This window comes from Serratia sp. Ser99 (assembly GCF_024519545.1).
Lineage (GTDB): Bacteria > Pseudomonadota > Gammaproteobacteria > Enterobacterales > Enterobacteriaceae > Serratia > Serratia liquefaciens.
The window spans coordinates 41777-65616 of the sequence record NZ_JALJRT010000014.1; the positions used below are offsets into that span (position 1 = coordinate 41777).

At 57.4% G+C, this 23840-nt stretch carries 21 protein-coding genes; 16 read left to right on the forward strand and 5 right to left on the reverse strand.

Features of this window, described 5'->3' with window-relative positions:
* Nucleotides 1-4 precede the first annotated feature (4 nt).
* The 7 genes from ubiH (at nucleotide 5) to NR114_RS21915 (ending at nucleotide 12142) form a co-directional block, all read left to right on the forward strand.
* Nucleotides 5-1183, forward strand: a complete 1179-nt coding sequence (gene ubiH, locus NR114_RS21885) for a 2-octaprenyl-6-methoxyphenyl hydroxylase (protein ID WP_234529019.1) — start codon at nucleotides 5-7, stop codon at nucleotides 1181-1183.
* Nucleotides 1184-1269: 86 nt separating this feature from the next.
* Nucleotides 1270-2472 carry an FAD-dependent 2-octaprenylphenol hydroxylase gene (gene ubiI / locus NR114_RS21890; protein ID WP_234529020.1) on the forward strand — a complete coding sequence of 401 codons (1203 nt, stop codon included), beginning with the start codon at nucleotides 1270-1272 and terminating at the stop codon, nucleotides 2470-2472.
* A gap of 549 nt (nucleotides 2473-3021) precedes the next feature.
* On the forward strand, nucleotides 3022-4119 hold the full coding sequence (gene gcvT, locus NR114_RS21895) for a glycine cleavage system aminomethyltransferase GcvT (protein ID WP_048760857.1): 1098 nt from the start codon (nucleotides 3022-3024) through the stop codon (nucleotides 4117-4119).
* Between the two features lie 44 nt (nucleotides 4120-4163).
* The gene (gene gcvH, locus NR114_RS21900; protein WP_020828494.1) at nucleotides 4164-4550 is read left to right on the forward strand and encodes a glycine cleavage system protein GcvH; all 387 of its coding nucleotides are present in this window, start codon (nucleotides 4164-4166) and stop codon (nucleotides 4548-4550) included.
* 86 nt (nucleotides 4551-4636) lie between these two features.
* Nucleotides 4637-7516 (forward strand): aminomethyl-transferring glycine dehydrogenase, encoded by a 2880-nt coding sequence (gene gcvP / locus NR114_RS21905; protein ID WP_020828493.1) that lies wholly within the window; start codon nucleotides 4637-4639, stop codon nucleotides 7514-7516.
* A 240-nt stretch (nucleotides 7517-7756) separates the two neighbouring features.
* Nucleotides 7757-11041 (forward strand): autotransporter domain-containing protein, encoded by a 3285-nt coding sequence (locus NR114_RS21910; protein WP_234529021.1) that lies wholly within the window; start codon nucleotides 7757-7759, stop codon nucleotides 11039-11041.
* Between the two features lie 135 nt (nucleotides 11042-11176).
* Nucleotides 11177-12142, forward strand: a complete 966-nt coding sequence (locus NR114_RS21915) for a zinc-binding alcohol dehydrogenase family protein (protein ID WP_256814496.1) — start codon at nucleotides 11177-11179, stop codon at nucleotides 12140-12142.
* Between the two features lie 4 nt (nucleotides 12143-12146).
* Here NR114_RS21915 and NR114_RS21920 read toward each other — a convergent pair whose 3' ends face one another.
* Genes NR114_RS21920 through NR114_RS21930 form a run of 3 tightly spaced genes read right to left on the reverse strand, consistent with a single transcriptional unit; the run spans nucleotide 12147 to nucleotide 14755 of the window.
* Nucleotides 12147-12677 carry a GNAT family N-acetyltransferase gene (locus NR114_RS21920; RefSeq protein WP_128865169.1) on the reverse strand — a complete coding sequence of 177 codons (531 nt, stop codon included), beginning with the start codon at nucleotides 12675-12677 and terminating at the stop codon, nucleotides 12147-12149.
* Between the two features lie 6 nt (nucleotides 12678-12683).
* Nucleotides 12684-14090: an ATP-binding protein gene (locus NR114_RS21925; RefSeq protein ID WP_256814497.1), complete on the reverse strand. Its 1407-nt coding sequence runs from the start codon at nucleotides 14088-14090 to the stop codon at nucleotides 12684-12686.
* Nucleotides 14087-14755 carry a response regulator gene (locus NR114_RS21930; protein ID WP_234529024.1) on the reverse strand — a complete coding sequence of 223 codons (669 nt, stop codon included), beginning with the start codon at nucleotides 14753-14755 and terminating at the stop codon, nucleotides 14087-14089. The genes NR114_RS21925 and NR114_RS21930 overlap by 4 nt, the downstream gene beginning before the upstream one ends.
* A gap of 187 nt (nucleotides 14756-14942) precedes the next feature.
* Between NR114_RS21930 and NR114_RS21935 the strand changes: the two genes are divergently transcribed.
* The 3 genes from NR114_RS21935 to NR114_RS21945 are packed head-to-tail and all read left to right on the forward strand — an operon-like array spanning nucleotide 14943 to nucleotide 16774.
* A complete protein-coding gene (locus NR114_RS21935; protein WP_128865167.1) occupies nucleotides 14943-15176 on the forward strand; it encodes a hypothetical protein in 234 nt (77 codons plus the stop codon).
* 13 nt (nucleotides 15177-15189) lie between these two features.
* Nucleotides 15190-16002 carry a MipA/OmpV family protein gene (locus NR114_RS21940; protein ID WP_234529025.1) on the forward strand — a complete coding sequence of 271 codons (813 nt, stop codon included), beginning with the start codon at nucleotides 15190-15192 and terminating at the stop codon, nucleotides 16000-16002.
* 25 nt (nucleotides 16003-16027) lie between these two features.
* Nucleotides 16028-16774 (forward strand): SDR family oxidoreductase, encoded by a 747-nt coding sequence (locus NR114_RS21945; RefSeq protein ID WP_020828485.1) that lies wholly within the window; start codon nucleotides 16028-16030, stop codon nucleotides 16772-16774.
* 7 nt (nucleotides 16775-16781) lie between these two features.
* Here NR114_RS21945 and NR114_RS21950 read toward each other — a convergent pair whose 3' ends face one another.
* Entirely contained in the window at nucleotides 16782-17459 is a 678-nt protein-coding gene (locus tag NR114_RS21950; RefSeq protein ID WP_129941776.1) for a GntR family transcriptional regulator, read from the reverse strand.
* Nucleotides 17460-17588: 129 nt separating this feature from the next.
* On the opposite strand from NR114_RS21950, the gene NR114_RS21955 reads away from it, so the two are divergent.
* Genes NR114_RS21955 through NR114_RS21970 form a run of 4 tightly spaced genes read left to right on the forward strand, consistent with a single transcriptional unit; the run spans nucleotide 17589 to nucleotide 21657 of the window.
* Entirely contained in the window at nucleotides 17589-18302 is a 714-nt protein-coding gene (locus tag NR114_RS21955; RefSeq protein WP_234529026.1) for a DUF2848 domain-containing protein, read from the forward strand.
* Entirely contained in the window at nucleotides 18302-19651 is a 1350-nt protein-coding gene (locus tag NR114_RS21960; RefSeq protein ID WP_234529027.1) for an amidase, read from the forward strand. Before NR114_RS21955 ends, NR114_RS21960 begins: the two co-directional genes overlap by 1 nt.
* 30 nt (nucleotides 19652-19681) lie before the next feature.
* A complete protein-coding gene (locus NR114_RS21965) occupies nucleotides 19682-20335 on the forward strand; it encodes a DUF4286 family protein (RefSeq protein WP_234529028.1) in 654 nt (217 codons plus the stop codon).
* Nucleotides 20332-21657: an MFS transporter gene (locus tag NR114_RS21970; protein WP_046372712.1), complete on the forward strand. Its 1326-nt coding sequence runs from the start codon at nucleotides 20332-20334 to the stop codon at nucleotides 21655-21657. The genes NR114_RS21965 and NR114_RS21970 overlap by 4 nt, the downstream gene beginning before the upstream one ends.
* A gap of 40 nt (nucleotides 21658-21697) precedes the next feature.
* On the opposite strand, the gene NR114_RS21975 is transcribed toward NR114_RS21970, so the two are convergent.
* The gene (locus tag NR114_RS21975) at nucleotides 21698-22306 is read right to left on the reverse strand and encodes an HD family hydrolase (protein ID WP_048760837.1); all 609 of its coding nucleotides are present in this window, start codon (nucleotides 22304-22306) and stop codon (nucleotides 21698-21700) included.
* A gap of 183 nt (nucleotides 22307-22489) precedes the next feature.
* Between NR114_RS21975 and NR114_RS21980 the strand changes: the two genes are divergently transcribed.
* A complete protein-coding gene (locus NR114_RS21980; RefSeq protein ID WP_020828479.1) occupies nucleotides 22490-23164 on the forward strand; it encodes a hemolysin III family protein in 675 nt (224 codons plus the stop codon).
* Nucleotides 23165-23329: 165 nt separating this feature from the next.
* Nucleotides 23330-23827, forward strand: coding sequence for a DUF2165 family protein (locus NR114_RS21985; protein ID WP_234530541.1), 498 nt, complete (start codon nucleotides 23330-23332; stop codon nucleotides 23825-23827).
* The last annotated feature ends 13 nt before the right edge of the window (nucleotides 23828-23840 follow it).

A 23840-nucleotide genomic window follows, 5' to 3' on the forward strand; every position in this document is an offset into this window, starting at 1 on the left:
CGGCATGAGCGTAATTATTGTTGGCGGCGGCATGGCGGGCGCGACCTTGGCGCTGGCCATTTCATCGCTCACTCAGGGAAGAATGGCGGTTGATCTGGTCGAAGCCACCCGACCGGACGATCGTAGCCATCCGGGGTTTGACGCCCGCGCCATTGCCTTGGCGCAGGGCACCTGCCAACAGTTGACGCGTATCGGCGTTTGGCCGGCACTACGCGATTGTGCGACGGCCATCACCGAGGTACACGTCAGCGATCGCGGTCACGCCGGGTTCGTTAATCTGTACGCGCAAGACTATCAGGTTGACGCGCTAGGGCAGGTGATTGAACTGCACGACGCCGGGCAACGGTTGTTTGCGTTGCTGGCCAAGGCACCCGGCGTCACGCTGCATTGTCCGGCCAGAGTGATCGATGTGGTGCGCACGGTGGAGCAGGCCGAGGTATTGCTGGATAATGGCCAGCGTATCAGTGGAAAACTGCTGGTGGCAGCGGACGGCTCGCGCTCGGCGCTGGCTCAGGCCTGTAATCTGCAATGGCAGCAAAGTGACTATCCGCAGTTTGCCACCATCGCCAACGTAACCACGGCAGTGCATCCGCAAGGGCGTGCCTTTGAGCGTTTCACCCGCTACGGGCCTTTGGCGCTGTTGCCAATGTCCCAGGGGCGTAGCTCATTGGTGTGGTGCCATGCACGCGAAGATCGTGAACAGGTTGATGCGTGGGACGATGCACGCTTTATCAGTGAATTGCAGCAGGCGTTCGGCTGGCGATTGGGGCGGATCCTGCGTGCCGGTAAGCGCCACAGCTATCCGCTCAGCCTATTGACCGCTAATCAGCACGTCAGCCATCGGCTGGCTCTGGTGGGCAATGCCGCCCAGACGTTGCATCCGATCGCCGGTCAGGGGTTCAACCTTGGCCTGCGCGACGTGATGTCGCTGGCGGAAACGCTGGCCCAGGCACAGCAGGACGGAGAAGATCCCGGTGGCTATGCGTTGTTGAGTCGTTATCAACAACGCCGCCAGCAGGATCAGCAAGCGACGATTGGCGTCACCGACGGTTTGATCCGGCTGTTCGCCAACCGTTACGGTCCTTTGGTGGTCGGACGTAATCTCGGTCTGATGGCGATGGCCCAATTGCCGGCGGTGCGTGATGCCTTTGCCAAGCGGACTTTGGGCTGGGTAGATCGCTAGGCGATATTCAGTAGCGGCGCAGCGTGTTGCGCCCAAAAGCGCTGGGCAATCACTGCGCAGCGCGTCATTTAAGGAAATTAAGCAGCATGCAATCATTTGACGTGGTTATCGCCGGTGGCGGTATGGTGGGGCTGGCACTGGCTTGCGGATTGCAGGGCAGCGGCCTGCGCATTGCGGTGCTGGAGCATCAGCAACCGGATATGACACCGCCGTCGCCACAGCCGGCACTGCGCGTATCCGCCATCAACGCCGCCAGCGAGCGCCTGCTGCAGCATATTGGCGTCTGGGACGAGATCCTCAACCTGCGCGCCAGTGCCTATAACGCGATGGAAGTGTGGGATCGCGACAGCTTCGGCAAGATTGCCTTCCGCGGTGACGAATGCGGCTTCAGCCACCTCGGCCACATCATTGAAAACTCGGTGATCCAGCAGGCGTTGTGGAAACGGGCGGCAAGCCTGAGCGATGTCACGCTGATTACCCCGGCGGCGCTCAAACAGGTAGCCTGGGGCGAAAACGACGCGTTTATCACCCTCGAGGACGGCCGCATGCTGACCGCCCGGCTGGTGATCGGCGCCGACGGCGCTCACTCCTGGCTGCGTCAGCATGCCGATATCCCGTTGACCTTCTGGGACTACCGCCATCATGCGTTGGTGGCCACCATTCGCACCGAAGAGCCGCATTTGGCGACGGCGCGTCAGGTATTCCACGGCGACGGCATTCTGGCATTTCTGCCGTTCAGCGATCCGCATTTAAGCTCCATCGTCTGGTCGGTTGCTCCTGAAGAGGCCGAACGCCTCAGGCAACTGGGGCCCGAGCAGTTTAACCGTGAGTTGGCGATGGCCTTCGATCTGCGCCTTGGCGCCTGCCAGTTGGAAAGCGAACGCCAGACCTTCCCGTTGACCGGGCGCTATGCGCGTAGCTTTGCTGCACACCGTCTGGCATTAGTGGGCGATGCTGCCCATACCGTACATCCGTTGGCTGGCCAGGGGGTCAACCTGGGCTTTATGGACGCCGCCGAGCTGATCGCCGAATTGCGCCGCCTGCAACGTCAGGGCAAGGACATCGGTCAACACCTGTATCTGCGCCGCTATGAGCGTCGTCGCAAACACGGTGCAGCGGTCATGCTGGCCAGCATGCAAGGGTTCCGCGAACTGTTTGACGGCAATCACCCGGCGAAGAAGTTGCTGCGCGATGTCGGGCTGCGGCTGGCTGACAGCCTGCCGGGCGTGAAGCCGAAGCTGGTGCGCCAGGCTATGGGCCTGAACGATCTGCCGGATTGGCTGGCCTGATCACCGCCTGAGAGAGACCGGTTTGCCGGTCTTTCTGTCTTGTTTCCCCGTAGCGTTATCGCTCTCCAAAGGCGCAGATCTGCGCCTTATGCTCATAGCTTTTCCTTATATAACCCTTCATTTGAAATAATCTAATTTCAGGCTGTTTTTACCATTACTTTTTCTAATTCCATAACCGGTTATCAAAAGTCGAAATTCCGTCTCTGGCCGTGGGTTTGTTATATAACTTCGGATTTTTGGTGCTCTAATTGTTGGTTTTGTGCCTTAAAGCGCAGTTTTCCAGTTTAAAACTCTGCACACTAGCCCAGCTTTTTACTGGCGTAGAACGCCGCCCAGCCTATTTTAACTTATGGTTAATGTGGTCGTTCGGTGATAACGTCAGAGCAAAGGTATCGTTTGCGTCGCGGCGATTTGCCGCAGTTTTTGTCAATTTCGACGCAGCGTTTCTGTTGGGCAGTCAGTGCGCCACGCAATCCGGCCACGAGCCATAATCTGACGTATTGCGTAGCAGCACCCTATCTTCAGCTTCTGAGTGGAATGAGGGAAAAGATGGCAAAGCAAACCCCACTGTACGACCAGCACGTGGCGTGCGGTGCGCGCATGGTAGATTTTCATGGCTGGATGATGCCGCTGCATTATGGCTCCCAGATCGATGAGCACCACGCCGTGCGTCAGGATGCCGGTATGTTCGACGTCTCCCATATGACCATTGTTGATTTGCGCGGTGCCCGTACCCGCGAATTCCTGCGTTACCTGCTGGCGAACGATGTCGCCAAGCTCACCCAGCCTGGCAAAGCGCTGTACACCGGCATGCTGAACGCGTCCGGCGGCGTAATCGACGACCTGATCGTTTACTTCTTTACTGAAGACTATTTCCGCCTGGTGGTGAACTCCGCCACTCGCGACAAAGATCTGGCCTGGATCGAAGAGCACGCAGCGCCGTATGGCGTAACGCTGACGGTGCGTGACGATCTGGCGCTGATTGCAGTGCAGGGCCCACAGGCCAAAGAACGCGCGGCTACCTTATTCACCCCGGAACAAAAAAACGCGGTTGAAGGCATGAAGCCTTTCTTCGGCGTGCAGGCAGGGGATCTGTTTATCGCCACCACCGGTTATACCGGCGAAGCGGGTTATGAAATCGCCCTGCCGAAAGAGCAGGCGGCGGATTTCTGGCAGCAACTGCTGGCGGCAGGCGTTAAGCCAGCCGGGCTGGGTGCGCGTGACACGCTGCGTCTGGAAGCTGGCATGAACCTGTATGGCCAGGAGATGGATGAAAGTATTTCGCCGTTGGCCGCCAACATGGGCTGGACCATCGCCTGGCAGCCGGAAGATCGTCAGTTCATCGGTCGTGACGCGCTGGAAAAACAGCGTGAGCAGGGCACCGAACAACTGGTCGGCTTGATCATGACGGAAAAAGGCGTATTACGTAATGAGCTGCCGGTGCGTTTCACCGATGCGGCAGGCCAGACGCATGAAGGGGTGATCACCAGCGGTTCATTTTCACCGACCCTGGGCTTCAGCATCGCCCTGGCCCGCGTCCCTGCCGGTATCGGCGAACAGGCTATCGTACAGATCCGCAACCGTGAAATGCCGGTCAGGGTCACCAAACCTGGCTTTGTGCGTGCCGGTAAGTCACTGATTAATTAATTTTTGTTTATTGATTCTTTATTTCTTCGAAGGAGTAGCTGGCGATGAGCAATGTGCCAACAGAATTGAAATACGCATCCTCCCACGAGTGGGTTCGTTCAGAAGGTAACGGCGTTTACACCGTAGGTATCACCGAACACGCGCAGGAACTGCTGGGCGATATGGTGTTTGTTGATTTGCCCGAAGTGGGCCGTGTCGTTGCCGCAGGCGAAGATTGCGCCGTGGCGGAATCCGTTAAGGCGGCATCGGACATTTACGCGCCAATCAGCGGCGAAATCGTAGCGGTAAACGCTGAACTGGAAGGTTCTCCGGAGCTGGTGAACAGCGAGCCTTACGGTGAAGGTTTCCTGTTCCAGATTAAAGCATCAGACGAGAGCGAGCTGGCGAACCTGCTGGACGCCGGTGCTTATCAGGCTTCTATCGACGAGTAATCCATGCAACGCCCCAGGTCTTTCTGCCGGGGCGTTTTAGTTAAGGCTATATCCCGTACCACGCCAGAATTCAGGAATTTGTAGCAATGACTCAGACACTCAGCCAACTTGAACACAGCGAAGCGTTCATCGAACGTCACATCGGCTCTTCTGCAGAACAACAGCAGCAGTTGCTGGAAGCGGTGGGCGCACGCTCGCTCAGCGCGCTGATCCAACAGATTGTGCCGGCAGACATTCAACTGCCTGCGCCGCCGCCGGTGGGCGATGCGGCAACTGAACATCAGGCGTTGGCCGAACTGAAGGCGATTGCCTCGCAGAATCAGCGCTACAAATCCTATATCGGTATGGGCTACAGCGCGGTGCTGACGCCGCCGGTGATCCTGCGCAACATGCTGGAAAACCCAGGTTGGTACACCGCTTATACCCCGTATCAGCCAGAAGTATCCCAGGGCCGTCTTGAGGCGCTGTTGAACTTCCAAACCCTGACCCTGGATTTGACCGGTTTGGATCTGGCGTCCGCCTCGCTGTTGGACGAAGCCACTGCGGCTGCCGAAGCGATGGCGCTGGCCAAACGCGCCAGCAAGCTGAAAGACGCCAACCGTTTCTTCGTGGCTGATGACGTACATCCTCAGACGCTGGATGTGGTGCGTACCCGCGCCGAAACCTTCGGTTTCGAAGTGATCGTGGATAAAGCCGAGAAAGTTCTGGAGCTGCAAGGCGTGTTCGGCGTGCTGCTGCAACAGGTCGGTACCACCGGTGAACTGCACGACTACAGCGCACTGCTGGCCGAGCTGAAGAACCGTAAAATCGGCACCAGCGTGGCAGCCGACATTATGGCGTTGGTGCTGCTGACCGCTCCGGGCAAACAGGGAGCCGACGTGGTGTTCGGTTCTGCACAGCGTTTCGGCGTGCCGATGGGCTACGGCGGCCCACATGCCGCCTTCTTTGCCTGTCGCGACGAATTCAAACGCTCAATGCCGGGCCGTATCATTGGCGTTTCCCGCGATGCCGCCGGCAACACCGCGCTGCGCATGGCGATGCAAACCCGTGAGCAACATATCCGCCGCGAAAAAGCCAACTCGAATATCTGTACCTCGCAGGTGCTGCTGGCCAACATAGCCAGCCTGTATGCGGTGTACCATGGCCCGCAGGGCCTGCAACGCATCGCCGGGCGCATCCATCGTCTGACCGATATTCTGGCTGCCGGGCTGCAACAAGCCGGGCTGGCATTGCGCCATAAAACCTGGTTCGACACCCTGACGGTAGAAGTGAAAGACAAGGCTGCGGTGCTGGAACGTGCATTGAGCTTCGGCATCAACTTGCGTACCGACATTCACGGTGCCGTAGGCATTACGCTGGACGAAGCGACCTCACGTGAAGACGTGCAGACGCTGTTTGCCTTGCTGGCGGGTGACGACCACGGTCTGGACATCGACGCGCTGGACGCCGCGGTGAGTAAAAACAGCCAGTCGATCCCTGCCGCCATGCTGCGTCAGGATCCGATCCTGACTCACCCGGTGTTTAATCGTTATCACAGCGAAACCGAGATGATGCGCTATATGCACCGTCTGGAACGCAAGGATCTGGCGCTCAACCAGGCGATGATCCCGCTGGGTTCCTGCACCATGAAGCTCAATGCCGCGGCGGAAATGATCCCGATTACCTGGCCTGAATTCTCCGAACTGCATCCGTTCTGTCCACCGGAGCAGGCGGCAGGTTACCAACAAATGATTGGTCAACTGTCGCAGTGGCTGGTGCAACTGACTGGTTATGATGCGGTTTGCATGCAGCCGAACTCCGGCGCACAGGGTGAATACGCCGGTTTGCTGGCGATCCGCCGTTACCATGAAAGCCGCAATGAAGCGGGCCGTCATATTTGCCTGATCCCAAGCTCTGCGCACGGCACCAACCCTGCTTCCGCGCAAATGGCGGGCATGAGCGTGGTGGTGGTCGCCTGCGACAAGAACGGCAACATCGATCTGCATGACCTGCGCGTCAAGGCAGAACAGGCGGGCGAAGAACTGTCTTGCATCATGGTGACCTACCCGTCGACCCACGGCGTGTACGAAGAAACCATCCGTGAAGTGTGCCAGATCGTTCACCAGTTCGGCGGCCAGGTCTACCTCGACGGTGCCAATATGAATGCGCAGGTGGGCATCACCACCCCAGGTTACATCGGGGCGGACGTTTCGCACCTTAACCTGCATAAAACCTTCTGTATCCCTCATGGCGGCGGTGGTCCAGGCATGGGCCCTATCGGCGTGAAAGCCCACCTGGCCCCATTCGTTCCAGGCCACAGTGTGGTGCAGATCGACGGCGTGACCACCCAGCAGGGCGCGGTCTCCGCTGCGCCGTTCGGCAGTGCTTCTATCCTGCCAATCAGCTGGATGTATATCCGAATGATGGGCGCGGAAGGGTTGAAGCAGGCCAGCCAGGTGGCAATCCTTAATGCCAACTATATTGCGACCCGTTTGAAGGACGCTTACCCAGTGCTGTATACCGGTCGCGATCATCGCGTGGCGCATGAATGTATTCTCGATATTCGTCCGCTGAAGGAAGAAACCGGCATCAGCGAAATGGATATCGCCAAACGTCTGATCGACTACGGCTTCCATGCGCCGACCATGTCGTTCCCGGTGGCGGGCACGCTGATGGTTGAGCCAACCGAGTCGGAGAGCAAGGTCGAACTGGATCGCTTTATTGATGCGATGCTGGCGATTCGCGCAGAAATTGACCGGGTAGCAAAAGGTGAATGGCCGCTGGAAGATAACCCGCTGGTAAATGCCCCACACGTGCAGGCGGAGCTGGTCAGCGATTGGCAGCACGCCTACAGCCGTGAGCTGGCGGTGTTCCCTATCGCCGGGGTACGTGAGAACAAATACTGGCCGAGCGTGAAGCGTCTGGATGACGTGTACGGCGATCGTAACCTGTTCTGTTCCTGCGTGCCGATGAGCGATTACGAATAAGTTTATTCGGCGAGGTTTGCCATCAGGAAGCAGCGCATTATGCGCTGCTTTTTTTATGGCTAAACCCTGAGAGTTTTCTTGCTTATATATTTGATTAATTACTGGTTATTTTATTTTTCTGCATTTTGTTACCCCGATCGTTTAAGACTCTCTCCAGTTTACTTTCCGTTTAAACCCCTGCGGCTAAATTGTCATCAGCAAACTATTTTGCAGGGAAGATTTACTGACAGGGAGTGCACTATGAAAAAGTTGGCTATCGCAATCGTTGCGGCTTTACCCTTGTGTTCCGCGCAGGCAATTGAGACTTACGACGTTCGGAATAACAGCGGCCAAACGGTGTTTAAACTGAACTTCTACGGTCCAACCGACGGCAGCTACTTCAATGAAGAAGGTGCCCCCCAGCATTCCTCCTGGGGGTTGGATGATGCGCAAAAGGCTCAGGTGATCAGCGCCGCGCAACGCTGGGCCGATATTATCAAACCCCTACCGGGCAAATTGCCGGGCGTAATCAACGTCGGCACCTTTGACGACGAGAACGCCGGAGCGATGAGCCCAGACGTCAGTGATGCCGCATTTAGCCTGACCCAGCTTCAGGCAGTGTTGCAGGGCCAGGATGCCGGCGAATTGAACAGCGGTGCCCATGCCGTCGTCCAGATCGGGAAAATGGATTTTACCCCTGGCCAGGCTTCGCCGGCACTGATCCCCACCGATCACCGTGCCGATCTGGAAGTCATCATTTTTCATGAAATAGCCCATGCATTAGGCATCAGCGCTGATGCCGGTGTGGCTGATGGTGTGACCCAGTTTGGCCCGACGTTCGGCAGCTGGAGTTCGCACCTGTTTGATGACAATGGCAATCCGGCGCAGCCGGGGCAGGCTATCTTGTGTACTAAGTGTGAGGGGCCGGACGACCCTTCGGCCTTTGACGTACGCAAAGATCGGGGTTATTTCGCAGGCAGCCACGTCAATGAGGTATTGGCAGGGGCCATGCCGGGTGTCCCGGTGCGTATTCTCGATGTACTGGGCGATCTGGATGATGATTACATGTCCCACATTGAACTGGATCGCAGCCTGATGAGCCACCAAAATTACCGTAATTACACCATAATGATGGAGGCCGAGCTGGCGCTGCTGCAGGACATGGGGTACGACATCGATCGCCGTAACTTCTTTGGCCGCTCGATTTACGGCAGCGGCCTGGAAGTGGTAAACCAACAGGGTTATTTTGCGCGCAATGCGGCAGGCACGGCGTATCTTGACGGTAAGGCCAATACCGCAGCACGGGGTGTTGGGTTGCACATTTACGGCAGCAATAATCGTGTCGAGCAGCGCGGCGATATCTTGGCGGACGGCGTTGCCGCCGCGGGTATCAGAATTGATGGCGCAGGGAATACGCTCAGTATTGCACCTGGCGTGCGGGTGCAAGCCAACGGCGATTACGGTACCGGTTTATTGGTAGCATACGGAGATCGCCACAATATCGTTCAACGCGGCAGCCTGGAAGCCACCGGTAAAGAAGGCATCGCCGCCAGGTTGGATTTCGGCAACAACCTGCTGGGCAACGAAACCGAATACCGTGGCTCGTATATCTGGCAGTGGGCCGGGGTCGACCTGTCTCAATACCGCGCTGCGCCGTTGGTGTCTAACTTCGATATCACCGGTTCGTTGAAAGGAGCCAAAGCGGCCATCTACCAGTCGGTGAATGCATTGGCCGGTGCGATTAACGTGATGCGCGGCGCCGATATTCAGGGCGACATAATTTCCGACTACGCACAATGGGACGAAAATAACCAGGCTCGCCTGACTCGCTTAACCTTCGGCCTGCAGCCAGATGCGCAGGGGCGGGTCACTGAGGTGGCGGATAACAGTTTTGATTTTACCTATAACGGCAATATCCGCGGCAAGGATAACCTGGCGCTGGTGGCCGAAGGCGGGAAAACCACGCTGAACGGCGACCACCAGGTCTATAGCGTTGATATCCAACCGGGCGCCCAATTGGCGGGTAATAGTCGCTATGCGCTGTCGGATGCCGGGCTGTTCACCAACAACGGCTTGCTCACCACCGGGTCTCCTTTTGGCAAACTTTCGATCGACGGCAATTATCTTCAAGGGCCACAAGGGCGCCTGCAACTGATGTTTGACGGTCTGGGGCAGGGGGATCAGCTCCAGGTTAGCGGTAAATCCAGTCTGGGCGGGGCTCTGGAGCTGCTGCCGGTCAAAGGTTGGTATGCCTCGGACTGGCAGATGAACAGTGCTTCCCTGCTGCAATTAGGCCAGGTCAGCGGTGAATTCGAGCAGTTGAGCATTCAGGCACAGTCACCGACGCTGAGCTTCCGGGTGGCGCCACTGGAGGACGGGCAATATCAAATCAGCGCAACCCGTGACGCATCGGCCTACAGCCAGTACGCGCAGACTGCAAATGAACGAAATGTGGGTCTGGCGTTAGCCCATGCTGCGGCGACGGCGGGGGATGACCTGCGGCCGTTACTGACCGCGCTGGACTTCTCCAGCCCCGAAGGCCGGCAGGTGAATAGCGCGTTGGCTCAACTGGAGCCGTCGGCTTATAACAGCCTGATTCAGACCTCATTTGACCGCGAACGCCAGTTAACCCGTGCCTTGACTGCACCGGAACGCAATCTGACGTTGGCACCCACCGGCGACGAGCCAGATTGGATCAGCTTTGCTCTGCCTTACGGCGGTGGCAATTGGCAAAATAATACGGGCAATATCGCCGGTTACAACGCATCGCGTTATGGCGTGCTGTTCGGTGCCGAGAAACGTAACGGGCTGGTAGCGGGCCTGACCACCGGGTTCCACGCGGCGGTCGGCGGGCAAACGGTCAATGCCAAAAGCGCCGATCGGGCACGTACGAACAGCACCTCATTTGATGTTGGGATGCAGTTCAATTATGCGCAGGACGTGATGGCCGGGCCTTTCGCCTACGGTCTGGGCCGCATAGGGGCGGAGGATAATCAGATGAAGCGCCAGTTTGATGTTGCCGGCATTAGCGGTACCAGCAAAAGTCACTGGACGGCCTGGAATGGGTCATTGACCTTGGGCGGCGGCTATCATTTTGCGTTAAGCGATACCTTCAGCCTCGGCCCGGTCGCGGCGCTGGACTATACCGCGACCACTCATCGCACAATCAAAGAGTCCGGGTTCGGTACCGCGCCGCTGCAGATTAAGGGGCGTTACGCCGACTCGCTGCAAAGCACGCTCGGCGTGGAGGCACTGTACCAGCAGCCGTTGCAGGGCTCGCAGGCATTGTCAGCCACTTTGCGCCTGGGTTGGCAGCATGAGTTGTTAAGCAACAAAGTGACCCAGCGCGCTCAATTTGTGGGGTATAACGCCTCTGCCTTTGATAGCGAAAGCACCTTGGCCGGGCGTGATACGTTGGCCGCACAGGCCGGTGTGCAGTATCAACTCAACCAGGCGGTCTCTTTGGGCGCCGGCGTTTCCAGCGAACTGTTACGCCAGGGCAGTCATTCATTAGAGGGTAACGTTGCCGTAACCTGGCGCTTCTGATGTTTAAACCAGCTTGCCGCTGAGCGAATTTCAATAACACTTTTCGGCTAGATGTATTATCAAGGGACACGGCATGATGCAGTGTCCCTTTTCAATTATCGCCGCAGGGCCATCTGAACGGCGTGAGGATCCATGATGAGAGCAGCAATCGTAAACGCATTAGGGCAGGCACCGGTGTTTGGCAATATCGACGAACCGGTAGCGCGTAAAGGGGAAACGGTGATCGCGGTGAGCGTGGCCGGCATCAAACAACTGGATCGCGCCATAGTGGCCGGAACGCATTACTCAAGCCCGAAGGTCCTGCCGATCGTGCCCGGCACCGATGGCGTTGGCTACGCGCCGGACGGTCAACGGGTCTATTTTGCCTCCTTCCGCCAACCGCACGGCGCGCTGGCAGAACGAACGCTCGCCTCCTGGACGGTGCCGGTGCCGAAAGGGGTGGATGATGCTACCGCCGCCGCGTTGATTAACCCGGCGTTTGCTGCCTGGCTGCCACTGCACTGGCGTGCCGAGTTACAGCCCGGTGAAACGGTGCTGATTGTTGGCGCGACCGGGACGTCAGGCAAGCTGGCAGTGGCGGCTGCACGTCAGGCGGGGGCGGGACGAATTGTCGCAGCCGGTCGCCGCCAGAGCGTGCTGGATGCGCTGGACGTTGATGCTACGGTCGATCTTGGACTGGAAGGGGCTGCACTGACACAGGCTTTCGCCGCCGCAGCGGGGCCGCATGGCTATCAGGTGATTGTCGATTATATCTGGGGGGCAGCGACCGAAGCCTTGCTTGCGACGCTTAACAACCATGATTTGTCTTCCTACGCAGGTGGACGCGGCATACGTTTGGTCAACGTCGGATCGATGGCCGGGCCGGATATCCGACTGCCGGCGGCGGTGTTGCGCAGTAATCAACTACAAATCATGGGCAGCGGCACCGGCAACTTCCCGCCGGTGGCTGAAATGAAAAGATATGCCAGCGAAATTCTGGCATTGGCGGCGGCAGGGCAGATTTCGGTCGAAACCCAGGAGCACTGCTTATCAGAGATCGCTGAAGTCTGGGATCTGAACAAGAAAAGCGACGTGCGTTCGGTGATCCGTATTGCCCAATAGGCGGCTAGCGGCAATAGCAAACCAGGTGGATATCTTCCGGTTCGCGGGCGAACAGCTCTGCATCCGGCTGATCAATCACCTGGCAGCCCTGCGACAGGTAGAAATCCACGGTGTTTTTATTGGGGATTGAGGAGACGTACAGCCCCTGAGCCCCGCCTTTTCTGGCCTGCTGTAGACAACGGCGGAACAGGATTTTGCCCAGCCCTTTACCGCGTTGGGCGGCACCGACGTAGAAAAACAGCAGTTGGTGCAAGTCCTGTTGCGGGCCGCGTGGCAAGGTATCTACCGCCGCAGCAGCGACAATCTGACCTTTTTCGAACAGGGCGAAAAATGCCCCGCCGCGGGCAAAGCATTGTTCATGGATCGGCGTATAGGTTTCCCGATCGTGTGGATCCCAGCCGCGTACATCGTAATAGTCGCTGTAAGGCTGTAACTCCCCGTCTTGCAGGCGATACAGAGTATCAATAATTTCACTGCGGTCGATCTGCCACAGCGCATCAAGCTGGTGCTGCTGCAGTAAAATGGGATCGGTCATGGGGGGTTAGTTCTCCGTCGATATCAGGTAACTTTCCGGTAGGTCGATGACAAACCCGATGCCGCGTTCATCAAGCCCTTCGGTGATCCTTAGCTGCGCCCCGATTTTATCGGCCAGGTTTTTGGCAATGGCCAACCCCAGGCCGCTGCCTGTCTGCTGGACGCCAGGCACGCGATAAAAACGCTCAAACAGGCGTTTTTGGTATTCCCGGCTCACGCCGGGGCCATTGTCACGCAGGGTAATATAGCAGCCCAAGGGGGACAACGAACGGATGTTGGCTTCGATCCTGCCGCCGGGCGGTGCGTATTTGATGGCGTTTTCCAGCAGGTTGGTAAAGATGGTGATCAGCGAATGGCGATCGGTATTGATCACCACGTTTTCGCTGCCCTCGAGCGAAAGCTCAACGTTCTTCTCCATTGCGTAGGGCACGTGTTGAGCAATGCATTTGCTGATTTCTGCGTAGATATCCACTGCTTCAATCTTCAGTGGGAAGTCTTCCGACTCCAGCTTGGCCAGATCAATCAGCTGGCGCGACAGCGATGCGGCGCGATCCAGCCCCTGTTGCATGTCGCCAATAATTTCCTGCCGTTCGGTTTTATCCGCCACCTGGGTCAACAGGTGCAGCTGTGCCAGCACGGCGGCAATCGGGGTGCGCAGTTCGTGGGCGGCATCCGCCATAAAGCGTTTTTCCCGCTGGTTGGCGGCATCGATACGCGTCATCAGCTTATTGATTTCCAGCACCACAGGCCGAATTTCCTGATATTGCGCCCGTACATTGATCGGCGATAAATTGCCTGGTTTACGGTCAGAGATGGTACGGGCAATTTGCCGCAGCGGCCGCAGGCTGAAGTAGGCGGTGATCAGCAGCGTGACAATGATCGCCGCCAGGATCACCAGCAAAGGGATCGCGGTACTTTCCGCCGGATTGCCGAAAATGGTGGTCCGGTTGTCAAAGGATTCGCCGACAATCACCCGATATTTTTGTTTATCGCTCCAACTGCCGGCGATATGCCACTTCACGTTGGCGTAACTGATGGTGCCGGACAGCACTGAAGGGGGCAGGAATAATGCTTTGTCCTGTTGCGGCGAGGCGTAGATCATCCGATTACTGCTGTCGTAAACAACGAATAACGGGCGATAATCTATCTCGTCTTGCATGCCGTTTTTAATCGAGTCGATATACATGACTTCGATATCTTTAATGATGTCGGTGTAATTGTTGTCGGTGATATCAGTCTTATCGAGAATATTGGCGATGCCTTGTGCGACAATGCGTTGCTGATTATCCAGGTACTTTTCAGCATCTGGATAATAAAGGTATTTTACCCAGCCCAGCAATACTCCCCAGAGCACCAGTATGGCCATTACCTGGAAAACAATGGTTCGCATGAAAAAGGATTTGAAGCTAATCATCCCTGAGACTCTTTTTTCAATAAATACCCTATGCCGCGTACGGTAATAATTCTCTCCTTGCCAATTTTTCGTCGCAGATTATGCATGTGCACCTCAAGAGAATTACTTTCTACATTATCGCCATTGCCGAACAGACGCTGTTCCAGGGCGGCCTTACGCACCACGGTACCGGCGCAACGCATCAGTTCGTGCAACAGGCGGTACTCTTTTTTCGACAGCAGCAGCAGTTCGTCGTCCAGCGTGACCTGGTGGTTCATCGGGTCCAGATACAGGTTGCCCAGGCTCCAGGTTTGGGAGGCAAACCCCGCCATGCGCCGGTTTACCGCCTTTACGCGGGATATCAGCTCAGGCAGGGCAAAAGGCTTTGCCAGAAAATCATCTGCGCCGGAATCCAGGCTGTTGACCAGGCTTTCAATGCGGTCACGGGCGGTGAGAATAATGATCGGAATATTTTGGCCGGCGGCGCGCCACTCGATCAGTTTTTTCAAGCCATCGCCGTCGGGCAGGGTGAGATCCAGCAGCATTAAATCAAAGCTGCCCTCAGACAATTTATGTTGTGCATCATGGATTAGCCGCACCCAGCACAAATCAAACCCGGCCAGCTCCAAAGCACGGCACAGGGCTTTGCCCAATTGCAGATCGTCTTCCACAAGCAATATGTTCACGGGGTATCCGGTTTATGTCACGGCGCTGGCGGCTATATAACTACAACCGCAAGGGGAAGACAACGGCGCACTCCTGTTTGTTCACCCCTTCTTAAGCAAACCTTAATCTGGGATTAATTTGACGTTAAGGGAGCACCGTCCTTTTTCAAGTACGCTCGACTCTGAATAAATCATTCAGGTGGAAAAAATGCGTATCGACAATCTTTCAATGAAGGCTGCCCGCTTAGGCGCAATTTTATTGTTGGTATTGACCATGCTGTCTTTCCACGTCGATGCGCAAGATGGGGATCGTGGCGGCCCATTGTTACCCACCCTGCCTCTTATTCAGCATACGGAGTCATCGGATTTTTATAAAAGCTTAAAACCACGCATTAAAAAACAATTGCGGCGCCTGGTGGCGCTACAACCCTTTATTAAATAATAAGGCAGATACGGTGAAAAATACCCTGGGTTATTCCGCGGCGACGTTATTGGTGTTATTCCCTCTGCAGGGGCTGACGCAAGATGGCACAGAGGCGTCATTGAAATTCAGCGGCGGCATGGCCGTGGCGCCGGACTATCAGGGAGCTTCAGACTACAGTGCGGTGCCGCTGTACGATATTGAGGCCGGTTACGAGAAGTCTGCCTGGGGTGACTTCAGCCTGGGGCTGCAAAACGGTGCTCGCTGGCAGTTGCCGTTATCCGGGCCCTTCGGTATAGCCCTATTGGCGGGTTATGACGGTGGACGGGATGAAGAGGTGAAAACGCTACGGGGTCACAACAAGCGGCTGAAAGGCATGGGCAATTTGGATGGCGCTTTTGAAGCCGGTATTGAGCTGAGCTATAAATTTGACCCTTTTCGCACTTACGTTAAGGGGATGCAGGCCACCAAAGCACGGCGTTATGGGGATGAGGACCTGGGGCATACTGCATACGTCGATCTGGGTATCGCGGCAGTTTATCCGCTGAGCGAGGCATTGACGTTTTCAACCGATTTGAGCACCACCTGGGCCAAAAAGGGTTACCAGCGTGGTTATTTTGGCGTGACGCAGCAACAGGCGCAGCAAACGTCATTCGCCGCGTATCGACCGGGTAGCGGCTTTAAGCAAGCCACGCTTACCGGCGTGCTGAACTACCAATTGACGCCAGAAATTGCCTTTCAGGGCGGTGTGAGTCTCTATACTCTGTTGGGCGACGCGGCCAAAAGCCCGATCGTCGAGAAAAAAACGGCCGGCATCGCCTTCCTGAGCGCCAGCTACAGTTTCTGACTTCCCAACCAGAGAAAGGAACGACATGACGAAAGTTGTATTGGTTACCGGCGCCAGCCGCGGCATTGGCCGCGCCACGGCGTTGTTATTGGCCCGACAGGGTTATGCGGTGGGCGTTAACTATCTGAAAGATGAGGCCGCGGCGGCGCAGGTGGTGGCGGAAATTGAAGCCATGGGCGGTCGTGCACTGGCACTACGGGCGGATGTCGCCGATGAAAATCAGGTGGTGGCGATGTTCAATGCACTGGATGTCGGCCTTGGCCCGATCAGCGCGCTGGTTAACAACGCCGGTATCTTGTTTCAGCAGACGGGGATTGAGCAACTGACCGCCGAGCGCATCAATAAGGTATTGAGTACCAACGTTACCGGTTATTTTCTCTGTTGCCGTGAGACGGTGAAGCGCATGGCGCAGCGTCATGGCGGCCAGGGCGGGGCGATCGTCAATGTCTCTTCCGCTGCCGCGCGCCTCGGCGCTCCGGGAGAATACATCGACTATGCCGCCTCCAAAGGGGCGGTAGACACGCTTACCACCGGGCTGGCGCTGGAGGTGGCGGCGCAGGGCATCCGCGTAAATGCCGTGCGGCCAGGGCTGATTTATACCGAAATGCATGCCAGCGGCGGCGAGCCGGGGCGCGTTGATCGGGTAAAAAGCAGCCTGCCGATGCAGCGTGGCGGTACTCCAGAAGAGGTGGCGGAAATCATCGTCTGGTTACTGTCCGATGCCGCTTCTTACGTCACCGGCAGCTTTATTGAAGCCGCCGGCGGCCGCTGACAGCGGCTTATCCCTCGTGCAGTAGCGCACTGCGGAATGAGAGTATGTGCGCCTGCGCCGCATTGGCGGCTGCGTCATCGTCCTGCGCGGCCAGTGCGGCGATAATCGCCCGATGCTCCTCTATCACCTCTCGCATGTGGCCTTCGCGTGATAGCGTGCTGGCCCAAAAACGCTGGGCTCGGGCGTGCAGTACGCTCAGAATATCCACCAACATATTATTACCGGCGATCTGTGCCAGCTGCTGGTGGAATTGATGATCCAACGTCATCATTTTTACTCGATCGCGTTGCTGACTGGCGGCTTCGATTTGTTGATTGAGCTCCGTCAGCTCGGCGATCTGGGGGGCCGTAATTCTCTTGCTCGCCAACCGCATACACAGCATTTCATTGGCCAAACGTACTTCAATCAATTCCAGCGCATCATCCATCGAAAGCGGCGCAACCATCACCCCTTTACGCGGGATCACCTGCAGCAATCCTTCATTGGCCAGCCGGTGGATCGCCTGATTGATCGGCGTTCTGCCCATGTCCAGCTCGCTCATCACCTGAGCGGTATTGAGATATTCACCAGGTTTATAACTTAACGTCACCAGCGCCTGCTTAAAGCGTCGGTAGGCGAGTTCATTCAGTGACAGCCCGGCTTCCTCTGCCGTCGGGAGTTCCGGGCTCTCTGCGTCAAGGGTCATCACGTTCTGCTCCTGCAAGACGAAAGTTTTTAGACATAGTACACAAAAACATGGCACGGAAATCGCTTATTTGGTAACTAAAGATATAGTGAAATTTCACAGTATTTTAACCAAAGAGGCACAAACGCCATGAGACTGACCTTTACTTTACCCGAATCCAGCGGCACTGGGGTGTTGGATGTCGAGATCGATCACCTGGTGATTGCCGGCTGGACCGGCCGGGATCGCGAGGCGATCCTGCACCATATCAGGGAGCTGGCCGAGCTCGGCGTGCCCCAACCCAGTGCAATTCCTCTGTTTTACCGGGTGGCGGTTAACCAGCTCAGCCAGAGCGAACGTATTGAAGTTATCGGCAATGCCAGCTCCGGCGAAGCGGAACCGCTGATCTTCACACATCGCGGTGAATTGTATGTCTCGCTGGCCTCGGATCATACCGATCGTCAGTTGGAGGCGCACAGCGTGGCCCTGTCCAAACAGCTCTGCGTCAAGCCGGTGGCTCGTGCCGCCTGGCCGTTGCGTGAGGTGATCGCGCACTGGGACTCGTTGATCCTGCGCTCGTGGATCAAGGAAAACGGCGAATTCCAGCTCTATCAGCAGGGCCGTCTGGCCAGCCTGCGTACTCCGGGCGATCTGCTGGATCGCTACCTGAGCGGCCAACAGTTACCGGAAAGTGGGCTGACAGTGCCGCAGCCGCAAGACGGTCTGGCGATGGCCTGCGGTACGGTGGCGGCGATTGGCGGCATCCGGCCGGCGACCGAATTCCATATGGAACTGGTGGATGAAGCGCTGGGGCGGACCATCAGCCACCATTACAGCAGCATTGAGCTGCCGGTGGTGGCCTGATGAAAAAGCTGACGTTATCCCAGGCTGCTTCAGGCCTGGCCAACGGCGAATTTACCGCCGCGCGGTTAACCGCTGACGCATTGTTGAAAATTGCGGACGAGCAGGGAGAGGGGGGGCGCACCTTTACTCATGTGTATGCTCAATGGGCTCAGGAGCAGGCCCTGGCGGCCGATCGGCGGCGTGCCGCGGGTAACCCGTTGTCGGCGCTGGACGGCGTACCGGTGTCGGTCAAAGACCTGTTTGATGTCGCAGGGGAGGCTACTGCGGCCGGGTCGCGCGTACTGGCCAGTGCGCCAGCGGCCAATGCCCATGCCGCCGTGGTGACGCGTTTGTTGCAGGCGGGCGCGGTGGTGATGGGCAAAACCAACATGACCGAATTTGCCTATTCCGGGCTGGGGATCAATCCCCACTACGGCACGCCCGCCAATCCCTGGGATCGCAGCGCTCGTCGTATTCCCGGCGGTTCGTCCTCGGGGGCTGCGGTGGCGGTGAGCGACGGCATGTGCTTCGGCTCGATAGGCAGCGACACCGGCGGTTCGGTGCGGATCCCGGCGGCCTTCTGCGGCCTGACCGGCTATAAGCCCACCGCCAGCCGCATTAGCAGCGGCGGCCTGCTGCCACTTTCCCCTTCACTGGATTCGATAGGCGTAATTGCTCATGACGTTGCCGGGTGCCTGGCGCTGGATACGGCAATCGCCGATCGGCCGCTGCAACCGCAGCAGAAAAATTTGAGTCAGGCACGCTTCGCCGTCCCGCAAACCCTGGTGCTGGATGGCCTGGATCGGGAGGTCACCACCGCGTTTCATCTCAGCCTGCAACGTTTGACGCAGGCTGAGGCGCAAATTGAATTTATTCCCTGTCAGGAGTTCGCCGAGCTGGCGGCGATCAATGCCGACGGCGGTTTTAGCGCGCTGGAGTCCTGGCACTGGCACCGGGCGTTGATTGCCGAACATGCCGATGCTTATGACCCCCGGGTGCTGTCACGCATTCGTCGCGGCCAAACGCTGGATGAAAACAACCTGCAGCAATTACGGTCACAGCGCGCCGATTGGCAGCGGCGGGTGAGTGCCGCAGTGCAAGGATTCGATGCGTTGCTGATGCCGACGGTGCCCTTCGTTGCCCCGACCCTTGCCGAGTTGGAAGCAGATGAAGAAGCCTATTTCCGTATCAATGGCGCCGTGCTGCGTAATCCTTCGGTGATCAATTTCCTCGACGGCTGTGCATTGTCACTGCCGTGCCAGCAGGCCGATGCGGCACCGGTTGGCCTGATGGTGGCCGCACTGCATTTGCATGACGAAGCGCTGCTGGGGTGGGCGCTGGCAATCGAACGTTGCCTCGCCGGCGCGTGATTTTTACTTTGAGCTAACAGGAGAGTCCCCATGACCGGTTCCCCGAACGGAATGCTGTTTGTCGCAACAGATATCGCCACGCAGGATGAGGCGGATTTCAATCAGTGGTACGACCGCGAGCACGTGGAAGAGCGAGTACGGGTGCCTGGTTTTTTGTCGGGCACCCGTTATCAGGCGCTGCACGGCGGGCGTAAATATCTTGGCCTGTACAAAACCGAATCACTGGCCAGTTTTACCTCAGCGGCCTACCGCGCTGCGTTTACCCAGCAAACGCCCTGGTCGGTGGCGAGCCTCGATAAAATGCGTGACCCGATGCGCCGGGTGTGTGCGGTGGAGGCGGTGACCGGTCAGGGCTGCGGCAGTTACCTGGCTATCGTTAACCTTGCACCGGCGCAGCCGGAGGTATTGAAAGCCAGCATCAGCCATTTGGGGGCTCTGCTGGCTGAGCAACCAGGCTTTGTGCGCAGTAGCCTGCTGTCGCCGGACGCGGAGCTCAGTTCGCCGTTACCGAAAGAGTCGCGTGAGAATCGCCATCTGTTGCCGATGCTGCTGATCGAAAGCAGCAGCGCCGAGGCTGGCCAGCGGCTGAGCGAACTGGCCTGCCACCAACTGAAAATCCCCGCTGCCGAAGCCCTGCATTATGCCCTTGGCTGGCAACTGACCACTCAGGAGCTGTCATCATGAGCACTTCGACCACCGAAACGCCGACCTTGAACCTGTCCGCTGATGACTCTGCCGCTCACCCACCGAAAACCGGCAGGCTGGCGGCCGCCAGCTCTATCGGCACCGCGTTGGAATGGTACGATTTCACCGTTTACAACATCATGGCGGCGCTGATTTTCAATCACGTATTTTTCCCGTCTTTCGACCCGCTGGTGGGTACCATTCTGGCGTTTTCCACCTATGCGGTCGGTTACGTTTCAAGGCCGATTGGCGGCATCGTGTTCGGTCATCTCGGCGACGTGCTGGGACGGCGCTTTGTGCTGGTGACGACGCTGGTGATCATGGGCGTGACTACTGCGCTGATGGGGCTGTTGCCCGGTTACGCCAGTTGGGGCATCTGGAGCCCGCTGCTGTTGGTGACGCTGCGCTTTATTCAGGGGATTGCGTTGGGAGGCGAATGGGCCGGTGCGGTACTGCTGTCGATGGAGCACGGTAAACCGCACCAGCGGGGGCGCAATGCCTCCTTTGCTCAGGTCGGTCCTTCCTGCGGCACGCTGATTGGCACCGGCCTGATCACGCTGGTGACGGTGGCAATGTCGGCAGAAGATTTCCAACAGTGGGGCTGGCGTATCCCCTTCCTGCTGAGCCTGGTGCTGGTGGTGTTTGGCCTGTGGCTGCGCCGTGGGGTAGGGGAAACGCCGGCGTTTCTGAAACTGGAAGCTTCGAAGGACGTTACGCATGCGCCAATCCGTGAGGTCTTCACCCAGCATCGGCGTCCGCTGCTGATTGCCGGCGGTTCACGTATCGGCTCCGACGTGCTCTATGCGCTGGTGGTGGTCTTCACGCTGACCTACGTCACTACGGTGCTGAACCTGCCGCGCCCGCTGGCGCTGACTGCCACCATGCTGGGGGCGATCGGCAACGCGATTACCGTCCCCATGTTTGGCGCACTGTCGGACCGTTTTGGCCGCAGGCCGGTGTATATCGGCGGAGCGCTGGCGGCGATGGTATGGGCGTTTGTGTTCTTCGTGCTGCTCGACAGCAGCCAGCCGGTGCTGATCTGCCTGGCGGTGGTGGTCGGTTTGTTGATCCATGCGGCGATGTACGGCCCGCAGGCGGCATTTATCACCGAACAGTTTCCGACAAGGGTGCGCTATGCCGGATCGTCGTTGGCCTATACGCTGGCGGGAATTATCGGCGGTGGGTTTGCGCCGCTGATTATCGCTTCGCTGTTCAAGTCCTACGACAGCACGCTGGCGATCTCGGCCTACGTGGTGGTGGCGTTGCTGATCACGTTGTGGGCGGTGATTGCCGCAAAGGAAACGGCGCACAAGCCGCTGTGAAGGTGGGGCCGGGTGAGGGATGCACCCGGCCTGCATCGAGTTACTTCAACCAGCCCTTGCGCTGGGCGTCCTGCAGGTGGTGCAGCAGGTGTTTCCACAGCTCAGGGTAAACTTCTTCAATCATCGTATTGCGTGACAACACCTGTTCCAGGCTGATGCCGTTTTCGACCCAGCTTTGGCCTTCATTATGCAGGTTCATCAGCATCGGCATGGTGCGGTCCAGCACCAGCGCAAAGCGTGCGTCAGCGCTCTCGCCATCTTCATATTCCTGCCACAAAGCGGTGAAATACTCGCGTTGAGCGTCCGGCAGCATGCCAAACAGGCGCCGTGCCGCGGCAACCTCTTGATCGTGGATCGCTGCACGTGCCGCCAGATCGTATACCAGCACGTCGCCGGCATCGATCTCAACGATGTCATGCAGCAGCGCCATTTGGATCACCCGCTGAATATCTACGTCTTTACCGGCGTAAGGAGCCAGACTCATGGCGCCTACGGCAAAGTGCCAACTGTGTTCGGCTGAGTTTTCCTGGCGTTGGGTGCCCAGCACCTTGGTGCGGCGTTGCACGCTTTTCAACTTGTCGATTTCCATCAGGAACTGGATGACCTGGGTCATGGAGCCGAAATCTAACGCGGGTACAGCGGATGACATGGTGTAAACCTCAAGGTAGATGGGTTGAAGCGGATCGATTGTAGACCAGTGAGCGGGGGATTTCGATGGTTACACGCGTACACAGTTTTATTTTAGCGTACACGTGTACACTGAAATTATTCTCAGTTAAGCTGCTTTGCGGTAATTTCGAACAATGTTGAGCGTTTTGAGGGGTTGTGCTTTATGGGAAAAACGGGCGTAGTGAAAGCCGGGACTGAAAAAATCGCCGCTGCGGCCTATCCGTGGGCGGAGGAGATAGCCAACAGCATCAGCCACGGTATCGGGTTGGTTTTTGGCATTGTCGGCCTGGTATTGCTACTGGTGCAGGCGGTCGACAGCGGTGCCGATGTCACGGCCATTACCAGCTACAGTCTTTATGGCGGCAGCATGATCCTGCTGTTCCTGGCCTCCACGCTGTACCATGCGATCCCCCATCAAAAGGCCAAGCATTGGCTGAAAAAGTTTGACCACTGCGCCATTTACCTTTTGATTGCCGGTACCTACACGCCGTTTCTGTTGGTGGGGTTGAACTCACCCTTGGCCAAAGGGTTGATGGCGGTTATCTGGGGCCTGGCGCTGCTGGGTGTGCTGTTCAAACTGGCGTTCGCCCACCGTTTTGAAGCGCTGTCGCTGGTGACCTATCTGACCATGGGCTGGCTGTCGCTGATCGTGATCTATCAGTTGGCGACGCGTCTGGCCTTAGGCGGCGTGACGCTGCTGGCAGTCGGCGGTGTGGTTTACACCCTGGGGGTGATTTTCTACGCTTCGAAGCGATTCCGCTTTGGACACGCCATCTGGCATGGCTTCGTGCTCGGCGGCAGCCTGTGCCACTTTATGGCGATTTATCTTTACGTCTGACGGCCCCCCCCTGCAGTGTTAGTATCATGTTGATTAAGCGTTTCTTTTAAGTTAAAAAAGAGGCGCTTGTTTCTTTCGGGTATCCAGCAAGCCCATTTTTCTGTTTATTCCTGAGCCCGACTTTGCACCTTCGGTGTTTACGTTAATCTTTCAGGACTCATCAATATGATTATTCGCTTATCCAAAGCGCTGCTGGTGTGCGCGATTGCGCTGTTTGCCACCCTGGTCGCTTTCGGCAATATTACGGATTACGGTTCCAACTTCGCCTTTGTGCGTCATGTCTTTATGATGGACACCATTTTCCCAGATGCCACCATCACCTACCGTTCCATACAGTCTCCCTGGCTGCATCATGCCGGTTACATCGGCATTATTTTCTTGGAAAGCCTAACGGCACTGCTCTGCTGGGTGGGCGGTGTGCGCCTGCTGTGTGGTCTGAAACTGCCCGCCGTGGCGTTCAACAAAAAGAAAAAACTGGCGGTGGTGGGTCTGACGCTCGGTTTTCTGACCTGGCAGGTGGGGTTTATGTCGGTGGGGGGCGAATGGTTCGGCATGTGGATGTCGAAACAATGGAACGGAGTGCCGGACGCCTTTCGGTTCTTTGTCACCATTATTCTGGTGCTGATTTACCTGGTGCAACGCGATGGGGAGTTAGACGAGTAACGGATATGTCAGC

Excerpts from the sequence above, each read along its gene's own strand:
- NR114_RS21935 (WP_128865167.1), top strand. The coding sequence starts at position 14,943 with ATGCGTATCGACAATCTTTCAATGAAGGCTGCCCGCTTAGGCGCAATT.
- NR114_RS21960 (WP_234529027.1), top strand. The coding sequence starts at position 18,302 with ATGAAAAAGCTGACGTTATCCCAGGCTGCTTCAGGCCTGGCCAACGGC.
- NR114_RS21985 (WP_234530541.1), top strand. The coding sequence starts at position 23,330 with ATGATTATTCGCTTATCCAAAGCGCTGCTGGTGTGCGCGATTGCGCTG.
- NR114_RS21945 (WP_020828485.1), top strand. The coding sequence starts at position 16,028 with ATGACGAAAGTTGTATTGGTTACCGGCGCCAGCCGCGGCATTGGCCGC.
- gcvH (WP_020828494.1), top strand. The coding sequence starts at position 4,164 with ATGAGCAATGTGCCAACAGAATTGAAATACGCATCCTCCCACGAGTGG.
- NR114_RS21910 (WP_234529021.1), top strand. The coding sequence starts at position 7,757 with ATGAAAAAGTTGGCTATCGCAATCGTTGCGGCTTTACCCTTGTGTTCC.
- NR114_RS21920 (WP_128865169.1), bottom strand. The coding sequence starts at position 12,677 with ATGACCGATCCCATTTTACTGCAGCAGCACCAGCTTGATGCGCTGTGG.
- NR114_RS21965 (WP_234529028.1), top strand. The coding sequence starts at position 19,682 with ATGACCGGTTCCCCGAACGGAATGCTGTTTGTCGCAACAGATATCGCC.
- NR114_RS21980 (WP_020828479.1), top strand. The coding sequence starts at position 22,490 with ATGGGAAAAACGGGCGTAGTGAAAGCCGGGACTGAAAAAATCGCCGCT.
- NR114_RS21975 (WP_048760837.1), bottom strand. The coding sequence starts at position 22,306 with ATGTCATCCGCTGTACCCGCGTTAGATTTCGGCTCCATGACCCAGGTC.
- gcvT (WP_048760857.1), top strand. The coding sequence starts at position 3,022 with ATGGCAAAGCAAACCCCACTGTACGACCAGCACGTGGCGTGCGGTGCG.
- NR114_RS21925 (WP_256814497.1), bottom strand. The coding sequence starts at position 14,090 with ATGATTAGCTTCAAATCCTTTTTCATGCGAACCATTGTTTTCCAGGTA.
- NR114_RS21915 (WP_256814496.1), top strand. The coding sequence starts at position 11,177 with ATGAGAGCAGCAATCGTAAACGCATTAGGGCAGGCACCGGTGTTTGGC.
- NR114_RS21950 (WP_129941776.1), bottom strand. The coding sequence starts at position 17,459 with ATGACCCTTGACGCAGAGAGCCCGGAACTCCCGACGGCAGAGGAAGCC.
- NR114_RS21970 (WP_046372712.1), top strand. The coding sequence starts at position 20,332 with ATGAGCACTTCGACCACCGAAACGCCGACCTTGAACCTGTCCGCTGAT.
- ubiH (WP_234529019.1), top strand. The coding sequence starts at position 5 with ATGAGCGTAATTATTGTTGGCGGCGGCATGGCGGGCGCGACCTTGGCG.
- ubiI (WP_234529020.1), top strand. The coding sequence starts at position 1,270 with ATGCAATCATTTGACGTGGTTATCGCCGGTGGCGGTATGGTGGGGCTG.
- gcvP (WP_020828493.1), top strand. The coding sequence starts at position 4,637 with ATGACTCAGACACTCAGCCAACTTGAACACAGCGAAGCGTTCATCGAA.
- NR114_RS21955 (WP_234529026.1), top strand. The coding sequence starts at position 17,589 with ATGAGACTGACCTTTACTTTACCCGAATCCAGCGGCACTGGGGTGTTG.